An 18,372-nucleotide genomic window follows, 5' to 3' on the forward strand; every position below is an offset into this window, starting at 1 on the left:
ATGGATCGCAACCGCCTGTTTTGGGCCAGCCGTCGAGGCATGTTGGAGCTGGACCTGGTACTGCTGCCGTTTCTGGACAATGTTTACGAGACATTGTCTGAGGAAGACAAGCAGCGTTATATCAGGTTGCTGGATGAACAGGATCAGGATCTGTTCGCCTGGTTCCTGCGTAGGGAAGATCCAGAGGACCCGGATCTGAAGCACATAGTACAGATCATCCGTGACAATACCGGCCTTCAGGACTGAGGTCTCCGCTCGGACAGCGTCAGTCACTAGTGCTGGTGCCGAGCGTAGCGCCAGATTGGTCTGTGATCTGGCGCCATCCCGCCTGTTGAAATTCTTGCTGCTGGCCGCTGTGCTGCAGACCCTGCTGATGCTGGTTTTTTCCCGATTACCCTGGGTTGCGGTGGTATTCATGGCCGCCGCCGTGGTGGTCTGTAGCTGGTACGAATGGACCAGGTTGTCCCTTTTTGTCGGGCGCCTGTCCACCGCAGAGCGGCGCTGGTTTTGGCAGGTAAAAGGTGGTTCCAGAAAAGAGTTCCAGTTCAGTGGTGAGCTCACCCTGTGGCGCTGGCTGATTGTGATCAATGGCCGCGACCTGGAAGGTCGCAGATTGCGCCTGGTGCTGGCTCGCGACAGCGCCCACGCCGACGACTGGCGGCGGTTACAGGTGGCGTTGCGCTATTCCCGTTGAGTGTGCTGGCGAGCCCCTGGCTAATTGCCCTGGTCTGCAGCGCAGATAAAGGGTTGCTGAGCTGCATAGTTTTCCGGCACAAGAATGGTGTCCATGGCCAGTTCCCGCAGACCGGGATAGTCGAGGGAGTAGTGCAGGCCACGGCTTTCCCGTCGATCCAGTGCCGAGCGGATGATCAGTTCCGAGACGACCGCCAGGTTGCGCAACTCAATCAGGTCGCTGGTGATCTTGTAGTTGGCGTAGAACTCCCGGATCTCCTGCTGCAGCAGTGCCACGCGGTGCTCGGCCCTCAGCAGGCGCTTGCGGGTGCGCACGATGCCGACAAAGTCCCACATAAAGCGCCGCAGCTCGTCCCAGTTGTGGGATATCACTACGTCCTCATCAGAGTCGGTTACCCTGGAGGCATCCCATGCCAGTGCCGGACGCGGTGGCAGTACCCGGTCGAGAGTTTGGTCGATGTGCATGGCGGCGGAGCGGGCGTAGACAACACACTCCAGCAGGGAATTACTGGCGAGGCGGTTGGCACCGTGCAGGCCGGTAAACGTGGTTTCTCCAATGGCGTATAGCTGATCCAGATCCGTGCGCCCGTGCTGGTCGACCATGACGCCGCCACAGGTATAGTGGGCAGCAGGTACTACCGGGATGGCTTCCTTGGTGATGTCGATACCGTATTGCAGGCAGCTTTTGTACACGGTTGGGAAGTGGTCGCGTACGAACTCCGGGTCTTTGTGGGAAATGTCCAGATAGACACAGTCGGCTCCGAGGCGTTTCATTTCGTGGTCGATGGCGCGGGCGACGATGTCCCGGGGGGCGAGTTCACCGCGTTTGTCAAAGCGCTGCATGAAGCGTTCGCCATTGGGCAGTTTGAGCACGGCACCTTCGCCCCGCAGGGCTTCGGTGATCAGCATCGACTTGGCCTTCGGATGGTACAGACAGGTCGGGTGAAACTGGTTGAACTCCATGTTTGCCACCCGGCAGCCGGCGCGCCAGGCCATGGCGATACCGTCGCCGCTGGCGCCGTCCGGATTACTGGTATAGAGGTAGGCCTTGGCGGCGCCGCCGGTCGCCAGTACTACCGCACGCCCCTGGAATACTTCCACTTCTTCCGTTTGCTTGTTGTAGACGTAGCAGCCGGCGCAGCGAAAGCGGCTGGTTGCGGTGTCCGGCTGGCGGATCAGGTCCAGTGCGATATGGTGTTCGAAACAGTCAATGTTGGGACTGTTGCGCACCTGCTCGATCAGGGTGCTGTGCACGGCGCGCCCAGTGGCGTCAGCGCTGTGAATAATACGACGGTGACTGTGGCCGCCTTCTTTGGTCAGGTGATATTCCCCGTCCTCCTCGCGGGTGAATGCGACCCCCTGCTGGATCAGCCATTCAATGGCATCGCGACTGTTTTCCACGGTAAAGCGCACTGCGTCGGGGTGGCAGAGTCCGGCTCCCGCATCTAAGGTATCGGCTATATGGGCGTCTACCGAGTCAGCCTCATCCAGTACACCGGCAATGCCGCCCTGGGCAAACCAGGTGGAGCCGTCCTGCAGGCGCTGTTTGGATAATAGGGCTACCCGGTGGCGGGCGGCCAAATGAAGCGCCAGAGTGAGACCTGCGGCGCCACTGCCGATAACGAGAACATCGTAGTTGTTCAAAGTCCGTTTGCCTTCTCTCTTATGGAGTTTTAATAGTGCTGAGTGGCGCGTAGTATACGCTATCTTCAAAATTTACCGATTTGTCAGGAACTTATGACCAGGTTTGGGTGTCTTGGACACAGCAGAATAATCCTAGGTGCTGGGCGGTTTCGTCCCGGCGCCGCCGTTGGGAGTAGGGGATGACAGGGCAACAGGCGTCACCAAGTGACCGCCAACTGGTAGAGCGGGTCCAGAAGGGAGACAAGCGCGCCTTCGATCTGTTGGTGCTGAAGTATCAGCACAAGATCATGGCCGTGGTCAGCCGCTATATCAATGATCACGCGGAAGTACACGATGTGGTGCAGGAGGCTTTTATCAAAGCCTACCGGGCGCTGGGTAATTTCCGTGGCGAAAGCGCTTTCTATACCTGGATGTATCGCATCGCCATCAACACAGCCAAGAATCACTTGGTGTCCCGCAGTCGCCGGCCGCCGTCTTTCGATGTTGACCTTGAAGACGCTGAATACTACTCCGGTGCAGACCTGCTGCGGGACAATGAAACCCCGGAAAATCAACTGTTCCGCGACGAGTTGGAGGCGGTGGTGCACCGCTCCATCCGCGAGTTGCCGGAAGATCTCCGTTCGGCGGTCACTCTGCGAGAGATGGAAGGGTTGAGTTACGAGGAAATCGCCGAGGTGATGGGCTGCCCCGTGGGTACCGTGCGCTCGCGGATTTTTCGTGCCCGTGAAGCCATTGATCGCGCCGTTCAGGCGGCGATGGCGGGGGAGCCGGAACCGGTGGGAGGTCGCGGATGAGTGGCTATTCTTTGGTCAGTGCGATAGCTGATTTTGTTTTATTCAAATCAGTTTTAGAGGATTTTTGCGCTAAGGCGCAATGTTGACCGGAACGACAGTTAAAAATCTGAAGATTTCACACAAATTTTGTCTGCCAGGTAAAACTTTTCTGGCGAACTCCGGTCATAACAAGCAACAAAACAGGGTGCCGATTCAGCACCTACAGGATTGCATTGAAAGAGGGTTGACCCGTATGTCACACGGGAATCATCAGCAACGTCTGCACGAGTCGCTATCCGCGTTAATGGATGGCGAGGCCAATGAACTGGAGCTCCAGCGTCTGCTGAAAGAGAGTGAGGTCAACGGCGGTGTTTCCGCGGAGGATCTCAATCAGCGATGGTCGCGCTATCAGCTGGCTGCCAGTGTCATGCGGGGTGAGAAGGTTGCTCCGGTAGATCTCGGGCTTGCGGCGAGTATTTCCGCTGCGATCGCCGATGAGCCACCGCTGTCTCAGCCTGCTGAGCCTCAGTCTGCGAATGATGGTGGCGACAGTAGCGGAGGCAACCGCTGGCTCAAGTCGCTGTCGCGCGGTGCGGTGGCGGCAACCGTGGCCTTTGCGGCGATTCTTGGTGTGCAGCAGATGCAGGCACCACAACCGGGTACCGAGCTGGTGGCGGAAGTCGAGCGTCCGGTACAGCAGCCGGTGCAGCCGATGCCTCAGTCCAGTGGTTTTGTAACGCCCGCTCTGAACACCCGTGCGGTAAGTACCGCGCCCCAGTTGGTACCGGAGCCCCGCGTAGGCGTCAGCCCTGCCTATCAGGGGCAGGTGGTGCCGTCCCCGGAGCTGATGCGTCACCTGAATCGGGTTATGCTTGAGCATTCCGAGCAGGCGGCCCGAGTCGGCAGCCAGGGTATGGTACCCTTTGCGCGCGCTACATACGGTGAGCGCCCGGCGGAATAAGTGCGGTGCCACTACAGGCACCGTTGGCAGATCAATTCCCAATAAAGAAAGATCATGGTGAGTTTTTTTCAATTTTCTGCCGCAAAAGCCAACAGTCCGCTGTTGGCTTTTTTGCTGTTGGCAGTTCCGTTTTCTGCCAGTCTCTGCGCAGAGACAGCTGCGCCCGAAGAGGCTAATACAGCCGTTCAAGGCATGGTGGCGGGTGACAGCGCGCCCGTACCGCAACAAACGGTTTCCTCGCAATTAACGGCCCAGGACGAAACTGCTCAGACCGCACCGTCGGCTGCCAGCGTCGAGGCGCAGGCTTGGCTGACCAAGCTGGCGGATGCCGTTGCCAATCGCGAATACCGCGGGCTGGTGACCTTCGAGCATGTGGGGGCGATGGAAACCCTGGAAGTGGTACACGGGATTCGCAATGGCGAGCAGGTGGAGCGGGTGCGCTACCTTACCGGTGCGCCACGAGAACTGGTGAGCCGGGGGTTGGATGCGCAGTGTCGGCGTGAGGGCAGTCCGCTCTCCCGCGCTGGTCTTTGGAGCGCTACAGGGCTGCAGAATGTACAGGAAAATTATCACTTTCTTCTGCGTGGTGAAGAGCGTGTCGCCGACCGGGACGCGGTGGTAGTGGATGTGCGCCCGCGGGACCAGCACCGGTTCGGGCTGGTCATCAGCATCGATAAAGAAACCGGTCTACCGCTTAAATCCGTACTGATCACGCCGCACGGGCGGGCGTTGGAGCGCTTCCAGTTCGTTGAGCTCGATCTGTCACCGGTAAAAGACGAAGATTTGCAGCCACAATCCGCCGATGCCCGCGAAGCTGAGGGCGCAGGTCACTGTGGCAGTCTGGTCAGCCGCTGGCGACTGGGATGGGTTCCCAATGGCTTCAAGGCCGTTGCCACTCGCGAGCTTGCTGACGGCGAGATGCTGGTGTATAGCGATGGCCTCAACGCGTTCACCGTATTTGTGCAATCTCTGGGTCCGAATATGAGTTACAGGGGGCGCGCTGTGCGTGGCGCCACTGTAGCCTATATGGACCATATTCAGGTAAATGACACGCGTTATACAGTCACAGTGGTGGGAGAGATCCCCGACGGTACCGCCGAGCTGGTGGCCAAATCGGTACAAACTGGACACTGAGTGTAGGAATGATGCGAGTGAGCCCAGCTGCCAGTGACGCAGTTTCAAATTCGGCATCCATTTCACTGCGGAGGCAATCGTGATCGAAGAGCGTGGCAGGGTCGTGGCGGCGGCTGTTCGGGACTCTGCAGTTTGGGTGGAAACGGTGCAGCGCAGTGGTTGCCACAGTTGTGCGGCGAAATCCGGATGTGGCACCGGGCTACTGGGCGATTTCTGGGCCAGTGCTTCCAGAGTAAAGGTTCCTGTGCCACCCGCGGACCTCAACGCCATCCACTTGTATGACACGGTTGTCATTGGCATAGCAGAAAATACCCTGGCCACCAGCGCGTTGATCGTTTACCTGTTGCCCCTGGTGGCTCTGGTTTTGGGAGCCCTTGCGGGGCAGGCGCTGGGTGCGGAGCACTGGGCCATTATTGGTGCAGTGGTTGGTTTGTCTGTGGGTGCACTGTGCGTTCGTCTGTTCAGTCATGCCAATCGCCACAATCCTGCGATGGTGCCGCAATTCTTGCGGCTGGAAAGGGGGCGTCCGTGCGTGGTTGAGACCGTTACGCTTTCTTGACATCTCCTCGTTGAATACCCTGAATTTTCAGAAACTTTTCTTTTGTATCCCCTCCGACATTGCCGTTCCATCCCGATCGCTATCGACTTGTCGGGTGGTGCCGGTGTCTGGTTACTGCCTTCCTGAATTTCTTTTCCTGAATTCCTTCCTACACTGAATGCTGATCTGTATTGGCGCTGTGTTTTTCGGTGCAGTACAGCGCGGGCGGGCATCAAAAGGACAAAAGGAGAGTCGGGATGTTTGAAGGCCGTTGCTATGCCGAAAGCTGGCCGCTGCGAACTGCTTTTGTCATTTCCCGCGGTGCCCGCACCGAAGCGCGGGTCGTAGTGGTAGAGGTGGTGGCCGAGGGTATCTGTGGAATTGGGGAATGCACGCCTTACCCGCGCTATGGGGAAAGTGTGCAGTCGGTGCTGGCTGAAATATCTTCTGTGCTGCCTTCGCTGCAACAGGGGGTGACCCGGTTGCAGTTGCAGGAGGTAATGCCTGCAGGTGCCGCCCGCAATGCGGTGGACTGCGCACTGGCGGACTGGGAGCACAAGCGGGCCGGAAATCAGGTCGTCGAACCCCAGTGGCTACCAACCGTGCAGACCCTTGGCATTGACGAACCGGAGGCCATGGGAGTGGCGGCGCAAAACGCCGCGGCTCTTGGGGTGAGGGTCCTCAAGCTCAAACTGGATAAGCAGCTTGTTCTCGAACGGGTGGGCGCGGTGCGTGCTGCGGCACCAGATTGCCAGCTGATAATCGATGCGAATGAAGCCTGGTCAGTCAGCGGGTTGCCGGCACTATGTGATGAGCTGGCGGCACTCGGGGTGGCCATGCTGGAGCAACCGTTGCCCGCGGGAGAGGACAGTCTGCTGGCGAAGTTCCAGCACCCGTTGCCGATCTGTGCCGACGAGAGCTGTCACACTCGAGCAGACCTTCCGCGCCTGAAAGGGCGGTATGAGATGTTGAACATCAAGCTGGACAAGACCGGCGGTATTGGTGAAGCGCTGGCACTGGCGGAAGAGGCAAGGGCGCAGGGGTTTCAGTTAATGCTGGGATGCATGCTCTGTACCTCCCGCGCGGTGCGGGCAGCCTGGCCGCTGGGCAAGTACGCGCAATTTGTAGATCTCGACGGACCCACCTGGTTGGCGAAAGATATTAATCCGCTGCGATTTGCTGATGGACGGGTCTATTGGGTCTGACTTGTGAGCGATCTGCTAAGGCCGGTAACACAGTAGTTCCGTCAGTACGGACAGGTATTCTTCGCTGGCGGCATCGGCGGAGATCGGTGGGTATTCAAGGGTTATACAGGGGTATTGATGCTCGGCGCACCAGGTGCCGAAAGAGCCCGGAGTCTGGTAACCCACGTCGGTCACCAGCGGCAGTTCGATACGCTCCGCCAGCCAGTGTCCCAGCGGGCTTTGTGAGGGATCTTCAACACAGGCCAGTGGTTCGTGAATGGAAACCATCCAGGCGGGTTTCAGGTCTTCTATCAGGCGGCACAGTGCCTGGGTTTCCGGCTCTGACCCGGCAGTTTCACCACTGGAAAGATAGACGTCCCGGTCATCGGCCGCGCTATTCCAGCGATACACGGTGCCGCCGGCCTGCCAGTTACTGGTGGCGAAATTGCGGTTGAGGTCCACGCCGCGAGCGTTGGACCTGACACCCAGCTGGCTGCCGTCAGGATTCACCGCCAGGATGACATGGTGACGCAATTGCCCCGGTGCCAGGGTGCGCAGGGCGCAGGAGAGGGATACCACGGCAGCGGCTTCGTCGCCGTGGGTGCCAGCCATCACCATACCGGTGTGCTCATCGCGAATCTCGGCAGGAAAGTACAGAAGGGGGGCGCCGAGCGCTGTCTGCCCGTATTGCTGTCGCTGGTGGTGAAACAAACCGCGTTGTGGGCGAGGACGCATCTGGATGGACTCGTACGAATGGGTCATGAAGTTCTTAACACTGTTTTACACTGGGGGTGAGAACTTTCTCACGAAAATTCCGACTAACAGAGTGTTGCCGGTGGCGAGGAATCTCCAGTCACCGGCGCGCTGTCGAGGCGCCCATAATGGATAAGTTATCGTGGGCACCGCGCAATCCGAATTTCACTGTAGATTTTTTGCATATTAGTAGAAAGGCTTATCAGGGGTGACAAATATGGTTGCACGCTATACGCAGTTTTTGCTTGCGCTTTGTATTTTTGTTTCAACGGCCGTCTGCGCCCGCGGGCTGCCGGAATTGACCGATCTGATCGAGCAGAATTCTCCTGCGGTCGTGAAGATCAATACCGTGGAGCGCAGTCAGGCTTCCCGCAACGCAATACCGCCGCAGTATCAGCAGGATATTCCGGATATCTTCCGTCATCTGTTGGAGCCCCCGCAGGGGCAGCGGCGGCCGGTTGCCAGTATGGGGTCCGGATTTATCGTGTCGGAAGACGGCTATGTGGTCACCAACAACCATGTGGTCGAGGGTGCAGACGAAGTGACGGTCACCTTGACCGATCGCCGCGAGTACGAGGCAAAAGTGATCGGTACGGACTCACGCTCCGATCTGGCGTTGCTCAAAGTAGAGGCCCGGGGACTGCCCACGGTGCGCTGGGGAGACTCTGAGAAGATCAAGGTCGGTGAGTGGGTTGTGGCGATCGGCTCCCCTTTCGGCCTGGACTATTCCGCCAGTGCTGGCATCGTCAGTGCCATGGGACGCAGTATTCCCAATGAAAGCCGGGAAAACTATGTGCCCTTTATCCAGACGGATGTGGCCATTAATCCGGGTAACTCTGGCGGCCCACTGTTCAATATGAATGGCGAAGTTGTTGGTATCAACTCCCAGATTTATACCCGCAGTGGCGGCTCTATCGGTCTGTCCTTCGCCATCCCGGCCAGTCTTGCCCAGGATGTGGTGGCGCAACTGAAAGAGAAGGGGCGTGTAGACCGCGGGTGGCTGGGCGTGGGTATCCAGGATGTAGATCGCAAGCTGGCAACGGCTATGGGTCTGGGTAAGCCCGCCGGTGCGCTGGTGGGGCAGATTGAGGCGGGATCCCCTGCGGCTGACGCCGGTATTCTGGTGGGCGATATCATCACCCGCTTTGGCGACCACAAAATCGTGACCCACGGCGATTTACCGCACGTGGTTGGTCAGATCGCCCCGGGTACCGAGGTTCCGGTAGTGCTGATGCGCGAGGGCAAAGAGCGCAAACTGAAGGTCCGGGTTGGTTCATTGCCCGGTGAAGATGGCGGTCAGCAGCAGACCAGTGGGCCGGCATCTACCGATGTGGGTGGTCGTCTGGGGCTGGTGGTAGACGACATCCCCGACAACCTGAAACAGCGCTTGGGGGTGGAGAGTGGCGTGCTGGTGAAGCAGGTCGTTCCTGGCAAGGCTGGCGCCAACGCCGGCTTGCGCGGTGGCGATATCATTGCCCAGCTCGGCTTTGACGCGGTGGACACTTTGCAGGATTACACGAAGATCGTGAAGAAACTGCCCAAGGGTGAGTTGCTTCCGATCCGCTTCTTCCGCGGTGGCCAGCCTACCTTCCGCACCATCCAGATCGACGAGGATTGAACTGAGTGAGGTTGGGCGTCCGGCGGCATTGCCGGAGGCCGCACCAAGGCGCACCAAGATGGACGCGATGTCGAAGCTGTCTTGCAGTGGTGTTGAACTAGGCGCGCAGTCCCGGGTTTTTCGGGGCTGCGCGCAGACTGGATGCACTTTTCCTGCAACCTGTTAGACTTGCGCCCACAGCGCGGCCCGGTCCGCCCATTAACTCACTGATTTTTAAAAGGTTTTACCCTCGCAGTGGCCACTGATCTCTCCCATATCCGCAACTTTTCCATCATTGCCCATATCGACCACGGAAAATCGACCCTTGCCGACCGCTTTATTCAGGTCTGTGGTGGCCTGTCCGATCGTGAAATGGCCGAGCAGGTGCTCGACAGCATGGACATTGAGCGTGAGCGGGGTATTACCATCAAGGCCCAGAGTGTGACTCTGGACTACACCGCCCGCGACGGTAAAACCTACCAGTTGAACTTTATTGATACCCCAGGACATGTGGATTTTTCCTACGAGGTGTCTCGCTCTCTGGCGGCGTGTGAAGGCGCGCTGCTGGTGGTGGATGCGGCGCAGGGGGTAGAGGCCCAATCTGTGGCCAACTGCTACACCGCTATCGAGCAGGGCCTGGAAGTGATTCCGGTGCTGAACAAGATGGATCTGCCCCAGGCGGAACCGGAAAAGGTGGCGGAAGAAATTGAGGACATCATCGGGATCGATGCGACCGAGGCTACTCGCTGCAGCGCCAAGTCCGGTCTCGGCGTGGAAGATGTGCTGGAAGATCTGGTGCGCCTGGTGCCGCCACCCAAGGGCGATGTTGATGCGCCGCTGCAAGCGCTGATTATCGACTCCTGGTTCGATAGCTATCTGGGTGTTGTGTCGCTGGTGCGGGTGGTGCAGGGCACCCTGCGCATCAAAGACAAGATAGTGACCAAGTCTATCGGTCGCCCGCATGTCGTTGACAGCGTGGGCGTGTTTACACCCAAGCGCAAGGAAACCGGCGTGCTCAGAGCCGGTGAAGTGGGCTTTGTGGTTGCTGGTGTCAAAGATATTCACGGCGCGCCGGTGGGCGATACCCTGACGCACGCCAAGGGCGCGGAAGAGGTGGCCATGCTGCCGGGTTTCCAGAAGGTAAAACCGCAGGTTTATGCCGGTCTGTTCCCGGTCAGCTCTGACGATTATGAAGCCTTCCGCGATGCGCTGGACAAGCTTTCCCTGAACGACGCCTCCCTGTTCTATGAGCCGGAAACCTCTGACGCCCTGGGCTTCGGTTTTCGCTGTGGCTTCCTGGGAATGCTGCACATGGAGATCATTCAGGAACGCCTGGAGCGGGAGTACAACCTCGACCTGATTACTACGGCGCCGACGGTGGTGTACGAGGTGCAACTGACCAATGGCGAAGTGGTCAACATGGACAACCCCTCGCGCATGCCGGACCTGGGTATGATCGAAGAAATGCGCGAGCCCATTGTCGAGGCCAATATTCTGGTGCCCCAGGACTACCTGGGCAATGTAATCACCCTGTGTGTGGAAAAGCGCGGTATCCAGAAAGACATGCAATACGTGGGTGGTCAGGTATCCTTGCGCTACGAGCTGCCCATGAGTGAAGTAGTGATGGATTTCTTCGACCGCCTGAAGTCCGTCAGTCGCGGTTTTGCCTCGCTGGATTACAACTTTGTGCGCTTTGACCCGGCGAAACTGGTGCGCCTTGATATCCTCATCAACGGCGAGCGGGTAGACGCTCTGGCGGTGGTCCTGCACCGGGACAACGCCCAGCAGCGCGGACGTGCGCTGGCGGAAAAAATGAAAGAACTGATTCCGCGGCAGATGTTCGATGTGGCCATTCAGGCCGCTATTGGTGGGCAGGTTATTGCCCGAACCACCGTAAAGGCGTTACGCAAGAACGTAACCGCCAAATGTTATGGTGGTGACGTGACCCGTAAGAAAAAGCTGCTGGAGAAACAGAAGGCCGGTAAGCGCCGCATGAAGCAGCTGGGTCGGGTAGAAGTGCCCCAGGACGCGTTCCTGGCTGTGTTGAAAGTCGACAGCTAAACATTTTTTCGGGCCCGCCTGCTCATCGGCAACGCTGGGGTGTAGGCGCGCGCAGTAGATAAGAACCGGTAGTTAGAACCGGTAGAAAGAATCAGTCAGAAAGAGACTTTGGAATGGATATCAATTTCCCCCTTATTTTGCTGTTGCTGGTGGTGGTAACCGGGGCAATCTGGCTGTTCGACGCACTGTTTCTGGCTTCTGGCCGCAAGGCCCGGGTGGCCAAAGGGCAGCAGCCTCAAGAGCCGGTAGCGGTGGAGTACGCCAAGTCGTTCTTTCCCGTACTGGCAATTGTGTTCGTGTTGCGCTCTTTTCTGGTGGAGCCCTTCCAGATTCCTTCCGCCTCCATGGATCCCACCCTGCGGGTTGGGGATTTCATACTGGTGAACAAGTATGCCTACGGCCTGCGCCTCCCGGTGACCCGCACCAAGGTACTGGATATTGGCGAGCCCAAGCGCGGCGATGTGATGGTGTTCTTTCCTCCGCACATGAATGACACCTACTACATCAAGCGGGTGATCGGTCTGCCTGGCGACGAGATTCGTGTGGAAAACAATCAGCTGTACATCAATGGCAAGGCTGCGCCCCAGGAATTGATTCAGGCGCTGCCGCCAGGTAACCCGAAAAAAGAGTTTCTGTGGGAAGAAATTGACGGCCACCGCCACCTGATGGCAAAAATGGTAGCGCCCACCCGCTATGGCACTATCCGCACACTGACGGTGCCCGAGGGACACTACTTCATGATGGGCGACAACCGGGACAACAGTCTCGACAGTCGCGAATGGGGATTCGTACCGGAAAAAGACATTGTCGGTAAAGCCTTTGCAATCTGGATGCATTGGGACAAACTACTGAGTCTGCCCAGTTTTGAGCGGGTAGGTGGAATCGAGTAACGCTGGAAGCGAGCAGAACCGGAACGAGGCTGCTTTGAGGTGACCCACGGAAGGTCGGTATTCGAAACAACGATAAAACAAGATTAATTCGGTACAAACCCATGGCTCTGCAAAATTATTTTCCGTCACCACTGATTGCCCAGCGGGGCATGAGTTACTGGGGCTGGTTACTCATCATCGCCGTTTTTGGCTTTGGTGTGACGATTGTATCCAAAATGGCTGGCCCCTATAACGAAGCTCATTACGTTGAGTTGGGGCTTCGTTCTCTGTCTCAAAATGACAATATTCGGGACATGAGTAATACCGAGATCAAACGTGATCTGGACAAATTTTTTACACTAAATGGCGTGAGCGGAGTGCCTACCAAAGCGGTAAAAATTATTCGCGGGGCTGATAGCACCCTGGTCAGTATCAAATACGAACTCCGAGAGCCCTTGTTCAAGAATGTGGACGTGGTGATGAAGTTCGACAAACAGCTCAATACCGCGAAGCCAGAGCTCTGCTGTGACCCATTGGTGGACCTGAAGCAATTCCAACGCGAAGATTGAGCGCACAGCGAAAGACGAAATACAAACGGTGACAGACCTTTTACTCCAGCGGCTCAGCAATCGCCTGGGCCATCAATTTACGCAGGTTGAGCTACTTTCCCTGGCGTTGACTCACAGATCACACGGCAGTCGCAATAACGAGCGGCTGGAATTTCTTGGCGACTCCATCCTCGGGCTCACCATCAGTGCTGCTTTGTTTGAACAGTTTCCCGAAGGCCGCGAAGGGCAGATGAGCCGGCTGCGTGCCCAGCTGGTCAGCGGTGAGACCCTGGCCAAGGTGGCGCGGGAGCTGGAGTTGGGCGAATGCCTGCGCCTTGGAGAGGGCGAAATGAAAAGTGGCGGCCACCGCCGTGCCTCCATCCTGGCGGATGCCGTGGAGGCGATCATCGGCGCCATCTACCTGGATGCCGGACTCGATGCGGCACGGGAGCGGGTACTGACCTGGTTTGGCCCGCGTTTGCAGAACCTCTCGCTGGAAACCGCCAAAGACCCTAAAACCCGCTTGCAGGAATGGCTGCAGGCCCGTCAGAAGCCGCTGCCGGAGTACAAAGTGGTGGAGATCGGTGGTGAGGAACACTCCCAGGAGTTCGTGGTGGAATGCCGTGTAGATGGACTCAAAGACCCGGTGCGTGGATCTGCCAGTAACCGGCGCGCGGCGGAAAAGGCCGCGGCAACGACCGCCTATGCGCGACTGACCGGGCAGGGCTGACACCCGAAATGACCCTATAATCTGCTTCATTATCAATTGCCCAATTTCTCAGGTGCGTCCGCGGTAGACCTCGCGGGCAGCCTCAGGCTCGGAGACCCCCCTTGAGCGAACAACCCACCCGCTGCGGATATGTGGCCATCGTCGGCCGACCGAACGTCGGCAAATCCACATTGCTGAACCATATTCTCGGTCAGAAGATCTGTATTACTTCCCGAAAGCCCCAGACCACCCGGCACAATATGCTCGGTATCAAGACCGAGGGGCCGAACCAGATTATTTTTGTGGATACCCCTGGCCTGCACGCGGGCGAAGAGAAAGCCATCAACCGATATATGAATCGCGCGGCCATCAGCTCTACCCGGGATGTGGATGTGGTGGTGTTTGTGATCGAGCGCGCGCGCTGGACCGAGGGTGACGAGCTGGTGGCGCAAAAACTGCGGGGACTAAAGTGCCCGCTGATCGTGGCCGTCAACAAAGTGGATCAGCTGGAGGAGAAAGGTGAAATGCTGCCGCAGCTGCAGGCGCTTTCCGAACGTTTCCCCGATGCCGAGATAGTGCCGGTCTCAGCTCTGCGCGACTCCAATCTGGACGCATTGGAAAAAGTGATTGTGGAGCGCCTCCCTGAAGGTGTGCACTTTTTCGAAGAAGACCAGATTACCGACCGCAGCTCCCGCTTTCTCGCCGCCGAAATCGTGCGCGAGAAAGTGATGCGTCAACTGGGTGCAGAGATTCCCTATGCGGTGACTGTGGAAGTGGAAGAGTTTGCCCAGGAAGGCAAGGTACTGCATATCAGCGCTGCGATTCTGGTGGAGCGCAATGGGCAAAAACGCATTCTGATCGGCACCAAGGGTGAGCGTATCAAGCAGATCGGACAGCAGGCGCGCCTGGATATGGAGCGCCTGTTCGACAGCAAGGTGATGCTCAACCTGTGGGTGAAAGTGAAATCCGGCTGGTCCGACGACGAGCGCGCCCTGCGCAGCCTCGGCTACGTCGACAAACAGTAATATCACTTCGTACCGTGCAGCAGCTTCCCCCGCAACCGGCCTATATTCTGCATTCTCGGCCATTTCGGGATTCCAGTCTGATACTGGAGCTGCTGACGCCGGACTACGGGCGTATCGCCTGTATTGCCAAAGGGGCTCGCCGCGACAAGCAGCGTCGGCAGCGGGCCCTGCAACCTTTTGCTCCCTTGTTGGTGACCCTGCTGGGGCGCCATGACCTGAAGACGCTCGGCCCGCTCGAGAACGCCGGCCAACCCCTGTGGTTAAAGGGGCGTGCGGTCTATGGTGGTCTCTACGCCAACGAACTGCTGGTGCGTCTGTTGCCGGAGGGCGAGAGTCAGGTTGCGGTGTTCGCCGCCTACCAACAGTTGCTGGCGCAGCTGGCGACACTTGGTGGTGAACAGAGTGGGGAATTGGAGTTGCCCCTGCGGCGGTTCGAACTGGGTTTGCTGCAGGCCTTGGGAAGTTGCCCGGAGCTGAATTTCAGCCCGCTGGCGAATGCCCCGATTGGCGCGGATGCAATTTATCGTCTGACACCGGAAGAGGGCTTCGCACCGGTAATGGTGCCGCCAGGCTCCTCGCTCCGCGCCACTGATTTCCCGGGGGCGCAGCTGTTGGGGCTGGCAGCCTTGATGGAATCCGGGGACGACGAGCTGGCGGTGGGGATGGCAGAGATATTGAGCGCAGCCAAGCGACTCGCCCGACAGTTACTGGCCCCCCTGCTTGGTCATCGTCCTCTCAAGAGTCGTGAGTTATTTCGCCAGGTCTACGGGGCACCCTAGTGCGCTTGTCAGTGGGGGCTTCCATCACTAGTGCTTGCTTCTTCAGCAATTTCCATACCTGAAATTCCGATTTTTCCGATCTGCTCTAGGCCGAACAGGGCATCCAGATCCTGCTCTGCGGCCCAGTCCCGCAGGCTGCGGATTTCTTTTGTCAGTAACTCGTAAGCACTGGCATCGATATCCGCTTGCTCCTGTTCCTGTAGTGGTCGCAGGTACTCCTGCAACTGTTCGGTGGCCGCTCGCAAGCGAGGAACGCCGCAGTAACAACAACCGCCATGTAACCGGTGGACACATTCGAACAGCGCCTTGTGATCGCCAGCTCCGTAATAGCGGGAGATTTCCCGCTCCTCGTCGTGCAGACTCTTCAGTAGCATGCGCAGCAGGTCGCGGGCGAGGCTTGGGTCCTGGTTCGCCAGGTCCAGGCTTTCAGTGATATCCACTAATCTTGATTCCACAAGTGCGGCCGGCGGTTCAAAGTGAGTGCTGGCGTAGACCTGCAGCCAGCGTTTTACGGTCTGTGACAGCTGGGTTTCGCTGACAGGTTTACTCAGGTAGTCGTCAAGGCCGGCGCTCAACAGGCGCGACTTCTCCTCGGTACCCGCGTGTGCGGTGAGGGCGATGATCGGTGTCCTATGGCCTGACTCCTCCTGACGGATTTTGCCGGTGGTGGCAATGCCATCCATTTCCGGCATCTGGATATCCATGAATATCATGTCGAACTGTTGTTCTCGCCACATCGCCAGTGCTTCGCGACCGCTGGCCGCCACTTGAACTTCGATATGTTGCCCCCGCAGCAATTCACTCATGAGCAGGCGATTGGCTTCATAGTCGTCCACGACCAGTATCCGGGGCTTGTTGGGCCAGGGCAGCGGGGGGAAGCTGCCGGTCACAGGGCGTGACTGTGCGTGGTGCGGCAGGGCGCGTTTCAGCGCACGCAGTAAGCCCTCGCGACTGACCGGTTTACCGAGGAATGCCAGCACCCGTGAGCGCAGAGCGTCGTAGCAACGGCGCAGATCTGCGGGGGACCCCTGAACCACGACGCGGCACTGGAAGGTATCCACCAGCTGCTGCACGGTTCCAATGAATGACTCGAAGTCCCCCGCGGCATTGGCGGTGTCGATGATGAGCGCGTCGGGCATGGCATCGTGGCGCCACATCTGTTCGACGGTCGGCACCAGGCTTTGGCCATCGCCGTGCTCCAGCGGTTCGGCCTGCCAGTGCCGCAATTGCTGCTCTATTTGCCGGCGGGTCATCGGGTTGGGGTCTGCCAGCAATAGATGGCAGCCGGGGAATTGTTCGCGAGTCGTAGGTACGCGGTTGCGGTCGATGGCGAGGGGGAGGTTGATCCAGAAAGTACATCCACCTTGCTCGTTGTCGTCAAGGCCCATCTCGCCCTGCATGGTTTCGATAAGGCTACGCGCGATACTGAGGCCCAGGCCGTTATTGCTGAGTTCCTGATGCGGCAAACTGCTATTGATGATGTGCTTGAGTTCCCGGTGGGTTTGCTCATCACAGCGCGCACCGTTGTCGATGATATTGACGCGCACCATCAACTCGGACTCTTTACCGCTCTGTACGGTAACCGTTACGGGAATATTGCCGTTTTCTGAGGAGCGAATCGCAGTGCTGACCAGATTGGTAAGAATCTGCTTGATGCGCAGGGGATCGCCAATCTGGGATGGTGGCAATAGTGGGTCGATAAACGGCACCAGTTCCAGCCCGTGCTCATAGCCATAGGGAGCCAGAATCTGCAGGGTTTCTTCGACGACCTGTCCGATGTTCATGGGGCTGTGGTCGAGCACCAGATTGCCGGACTCAATGCGGGAGAAATCCAGAATATCGTTGATTGACGTCAGCAGGCTTTCGGAAGATCGCAGAATGGTCTGGAGGTAGTCCCGTTGTAGCTGGTCTACCTCGGTTTTCAACAGCAGGTTGGTGAAACCGATAATACCGTTGAGTGGTGTACGAATTTCGTGAGTGGTGTTGGTGAGGAAGGTGGATCTTAAACGGCTGTACTCCACCGCTTTTTTTCGCGAGAGCTCCAGCTCGATATTCTGTTCTTCCATGGCATCCATTGACTGGCGCAGATCTTCCATCGTCTGGTGCAGGCTTTCCTGATAATCCCGCTGGTAATCCGTCAGATTCGCGGCCATCAGATTGATCTCCTCCGCCAGCTGGGAAAGTTCCAGATTGCGGGAGCTGGCTGCGCGCGCGGTCAGCTTGCCCTGGCCGATAGCGCGCAGGGTCTCTTTGAAACGGTCCAGGCTGCGGGTGGCCCGCTCGGCAAGAATCACGGCCCACACCAGTGCAGTCAGGGCGCAGACGATCAATCCCAGCAGCCCGACCAGCGCCACCTGATAAGTGCCCACAAGGAAATAGGGGCGGTGCAGTTCAATAGCCAGCCAGCAGTGGGCCTCCGCATCCAGTAAGGGTTGTATTACCTGCAGGCTGTGGAGGTCCTCGTACACGTGGCCGCCTCGGCCCTGTAGGTCGGACGCTTTCAGGTTGGCCCTGGGGCGAGGGCCAACGCTGGATATCAGCGTCAATTCTTCCGCGCCGGTGTTATTGCGCACTGCCCGGTAAAGTTGCACAGATCGGATCATGTCCCGTTCGAGCATCAATGCCATCAGGCTTTTATTCAGCCACTCGATACGGACTTCAAACGGATGGTTATCACTCAGTTCGATGAGTTCTACCAGCTGTTGAGCACTCGCGTGGCCATGACTTAGCAGAAGGTCACGGCGATCGCTCATCTGTTGCAGGGTAAAAATGAGGCACAGGAGTACAGCGAGGATCAGCGCTGGGGCCAGGGTGTAGCGAAACAGGATTGTACGCAGGCTGACCCGCCGGCGGGAGCGGTATGAGGATTTGCGACGCTCCGGGGGCTTCACGGGAGGTGATTCCGGGGCTTCCATTTGTGGTACATCGGTAGGTGACTCCTGCTGGGGCTGTTTGTCAGAGTGGGTCATGGCAACCGTGGACTGTGTTATTTTTATCCGATTTTACCCCCTTGAGCGGTAGAAGGCACCCCAAACGTCCGGTAAAAAGGTGTAGAAATTCTGCCCAGAGCGTGGCCCGTGAACGTGAAGCATTCGCAGCCAAGC

The 18,372-nt window shown here is 58.1% G+C and carries 17 protein-coding genes; 14 read left to right on the forward strand and 3 right to left on the reverse strand.

The features are described from left to right. Entirely contained in the window at positions 1 to 246 is a 246-nt protein-coding gene (locus PVT68_RS00005) for an FAD assembly factor SdhE (protein WP_280320525.1), read from the forward strand. Beyond that, a complete protein-coding gene (locus PVT68_RS00010; protein ID WP_407666113.1) occupies positions 221 to 694 on the forward strand; it encodes a protein YgfX in 474 nt (157 codons plus the stop codon). Before PVT68_RS00005 ends, PVT68_RS00010 begins: the two co-directional genes overlap by 26 nt. A 20-nt stretch (positions 695 to 714) precedes the next feature. Here the strand turns inward: PVT68_RS00010 and nadB are convergent, their stop codons facing one another. After that, positions 715 to 2,337, reverse strand: coding sequence for an L-aspartate oxidase (gene nadB, locus PVT68_RS00015; protein ID WP_280320527.1), 1,623 nt, complete (start codon positions 2,335 to 2,337; stop codon positions 715 to 717). Between the two features lie 179 nt (positions 2,338 to 2,516). On the opposite strand from nadB, the gene rpoE reads away from it, so the two are divergent. The 5 genes from rpoE to ycjG all read left to right on the forward strand — a co-directional run bounded on the left by rpoE (position 2,517) and on the right by ycjG (position 6,948). Beyond that, positions 2,517 to 3,131 carry an RNA polymerase sigma factor RpoE gene (gene rpoE / locus PVT68_RS00020; RefSeq protein WP_280320528.1) on the forward strand — a complete coding sequence of 205 codons (615 nt, stop codon included), beginning with the start codon at positions 2,517 to 2,519 and terminating at the stop codon, positions 3,129 to 3,131. Between the two features lie 232 nt (positions 3,132 to 3,363). Next, complete coding sequence (locus tag PVT68_RS00025) at positions 3,364 to 4,071, forward strand: sigma-E factor negative regulatory protein (RefSeq protein WP_280320529.1); 708 nt, start codon at positions 3,364 to 3,366, stop codon at positions 4,069 to 4,071. Positions 4,072 to 4,125: 54 nt separating this feature from the next. After that, positions 4,126 to 5,205: a MucB/RseB C-terminal domain-containing protein gene (locus PVT68_RS00030; protein ID WP_280320530.1), complete on the forward strand. Its 1,080-nt coding sequence runs from the start codon at positions 4,126 to 4,128 to the stop codon at positions 5,203 to 5,205. 79 nt (positions 5,206 to 5,284) lie between these two features. Further along, positions 5,285 to 5,764, forward strand: coding sequence for a SoxR reducing system RseC family protein (locus tag PVT68_RS00035; protein ID WP_280320531.1), 480 nt, complete (start codon positions 5,285 to 5,287; stop codon positions 5,762 to 5,764). 236 nt (positions 5,765 to 6,000) lie between these two features. Next, entirely contained in the window at positions 6,001 to 6,948 is a 948-nt protein-coding gene (ycjG, locus tag PVT68_RS00040; RefSeq protein ID WP_280320532.1) for an L-Ala-D/L-Glu epimerase, read from the forward strand. A gap of 15 nt (positions 6,949 to 6,963) precedes the next feature. On the opposite strand, the gene mpaA is transcribed toward ycjG, so the two are convergent. Next, positions 6,964 to 7,689 carry a murein tripeptide amidase MpaA gene (gene mpaA / locus PVT68_RS00045; protein WP_280320533.1) on the reverse strand — a complete coding sequence of 242 codons (726 nt, stop codon included), beginning with the start codon at positions 7,687 to 7,689 and terminating at the stop codon, positions 6,964 to 6,966. A 208-nt stretch (positions 7,690 to 7,897) separates the two neighbouring features. On the opposite strand from mpaA, the gene PVT68_RS00050 reads away from it, so the two are divergent. The 7 genes from PVT68_RS00050 to recO all read left to right on the forward strand — a co-directional run bounded on the left by PVT68_RS00050 (position 7,898) and on the right by recO (position 15,268). Beyond that, positions 7,898 to 9,298 carry a Do family serine endopeptidase gene (locus tag PVT68_RS00050; RefSeq protein WP_280320534.1) on the forward strand — a complete coding sequence of 467 codons (1,401 nt, stop codon included), beginning with the start codon at positions 7,898 to 7,900 and terminating at the stop codon, positions 9,296 to 9,298. A 234-nt stretch (positions 9,299 to 9,532) separates the two neighbouring features. Beyond that, a complete protein-coding gene (lepA, locus tag PVT68_RS00055; RefSeq protein WP_280320535.1) occupies positions 9,533 to 11,338 on the forward strand; it encodes a translation elongation factor 4 in 1,806 nt (601 codons plus the stop codon). A 113-nt stretch (positions 11,339 to 11,451) separates the two neighbouring features. After that, complete coding sequence (gene lepB, locus PVT68_RS00060; RefSeq protein WP_280320536.1) at positions 11,452 to 12,228, forward strand: signal peptidase I; 777 nt, start codon at positions 11,452 to 11,454, stop codon at positions 12,226 to 12,228. Between the two features lie 101 nt (positions 12,229 to 12,329). Next, positions 12,330 to 12,776, forward strand: a complete 447-nt coding sequence (locus tag PVT68_RS00065) for a DUF4845 domain-containing protein (RefSeq protein WP_280320537.1) — start codon at positions 12,330 to 12,332, stop codon at positions 12,774 to 12,776. 28 nt (positions 12,777 to 12,804) lie between these two features. Beyond that, positions 12,805 to 13,485 (forward strand): ribonuclease III, encoded by a 681-nt coding sequence (gene rnc / locus PVT68_RS00070; protein WP_280320538.1) that lies wholly within the window; start codon positions 12,805 to 12,807, stop codon positions 13,483 to 13,485. 101 nt (positions 13,486 to 13,586) lie between these two features. Further along, on the forward strand, positions 13,587 to 14,489 hold the full coding sequence (gene era, locus PVT68_RS00075; RefSeq protein ID WP_280320539.1) for a GTPase Era: 903 nt from the start codon (positions 13,587 to 13,589) through the stop codon (positions 14,487 to 14,489). Between the two features lie 14 nt (positions 14,490 to 14,503). Then, the gene (gene recO / locus PVT68_RS00080; protein ID WP_280320540.1) at positions 14,504 to 15,268 is read left to right on the forward strand and encodes a DNA repair protein RecO; all 765 of its coding nucleotides are present in this window, start codon (positions 14,504 to 14,506) and stop codon (positions 15,266 to 15,268) included. Positions 15,269 to 15,276: 8 nt separating this feature from the next. Here the strand turns inward: recO and PVT68_RS00085 are convergent, their stop codons facing one another. Continuing rightward, on the reverse strand, positions 15,277 to 18,237 hold the full coding sequence (locus PVT68_RS00085; RefSeq protein WP_280320541.1) for a response regulator: 2,961 nt from the start codon (positions 18,235 to 18,237) through the stop codon (positions 15,277 to 15,279). Positions 18,238 to 18,372: the final 135 nt, after the last annotated feature.

Source organism: Microbulbifer bruguierae, assembly GCF_029869925.1.
GTDB classification, from domain to species: domain Bacteria; phylum Pseudomonadota; class Gammaproteobacteria; order Pseudomonadales; family Cellvibrionaceae; genus Microbulbifer; species Microbulbifer bruguierae.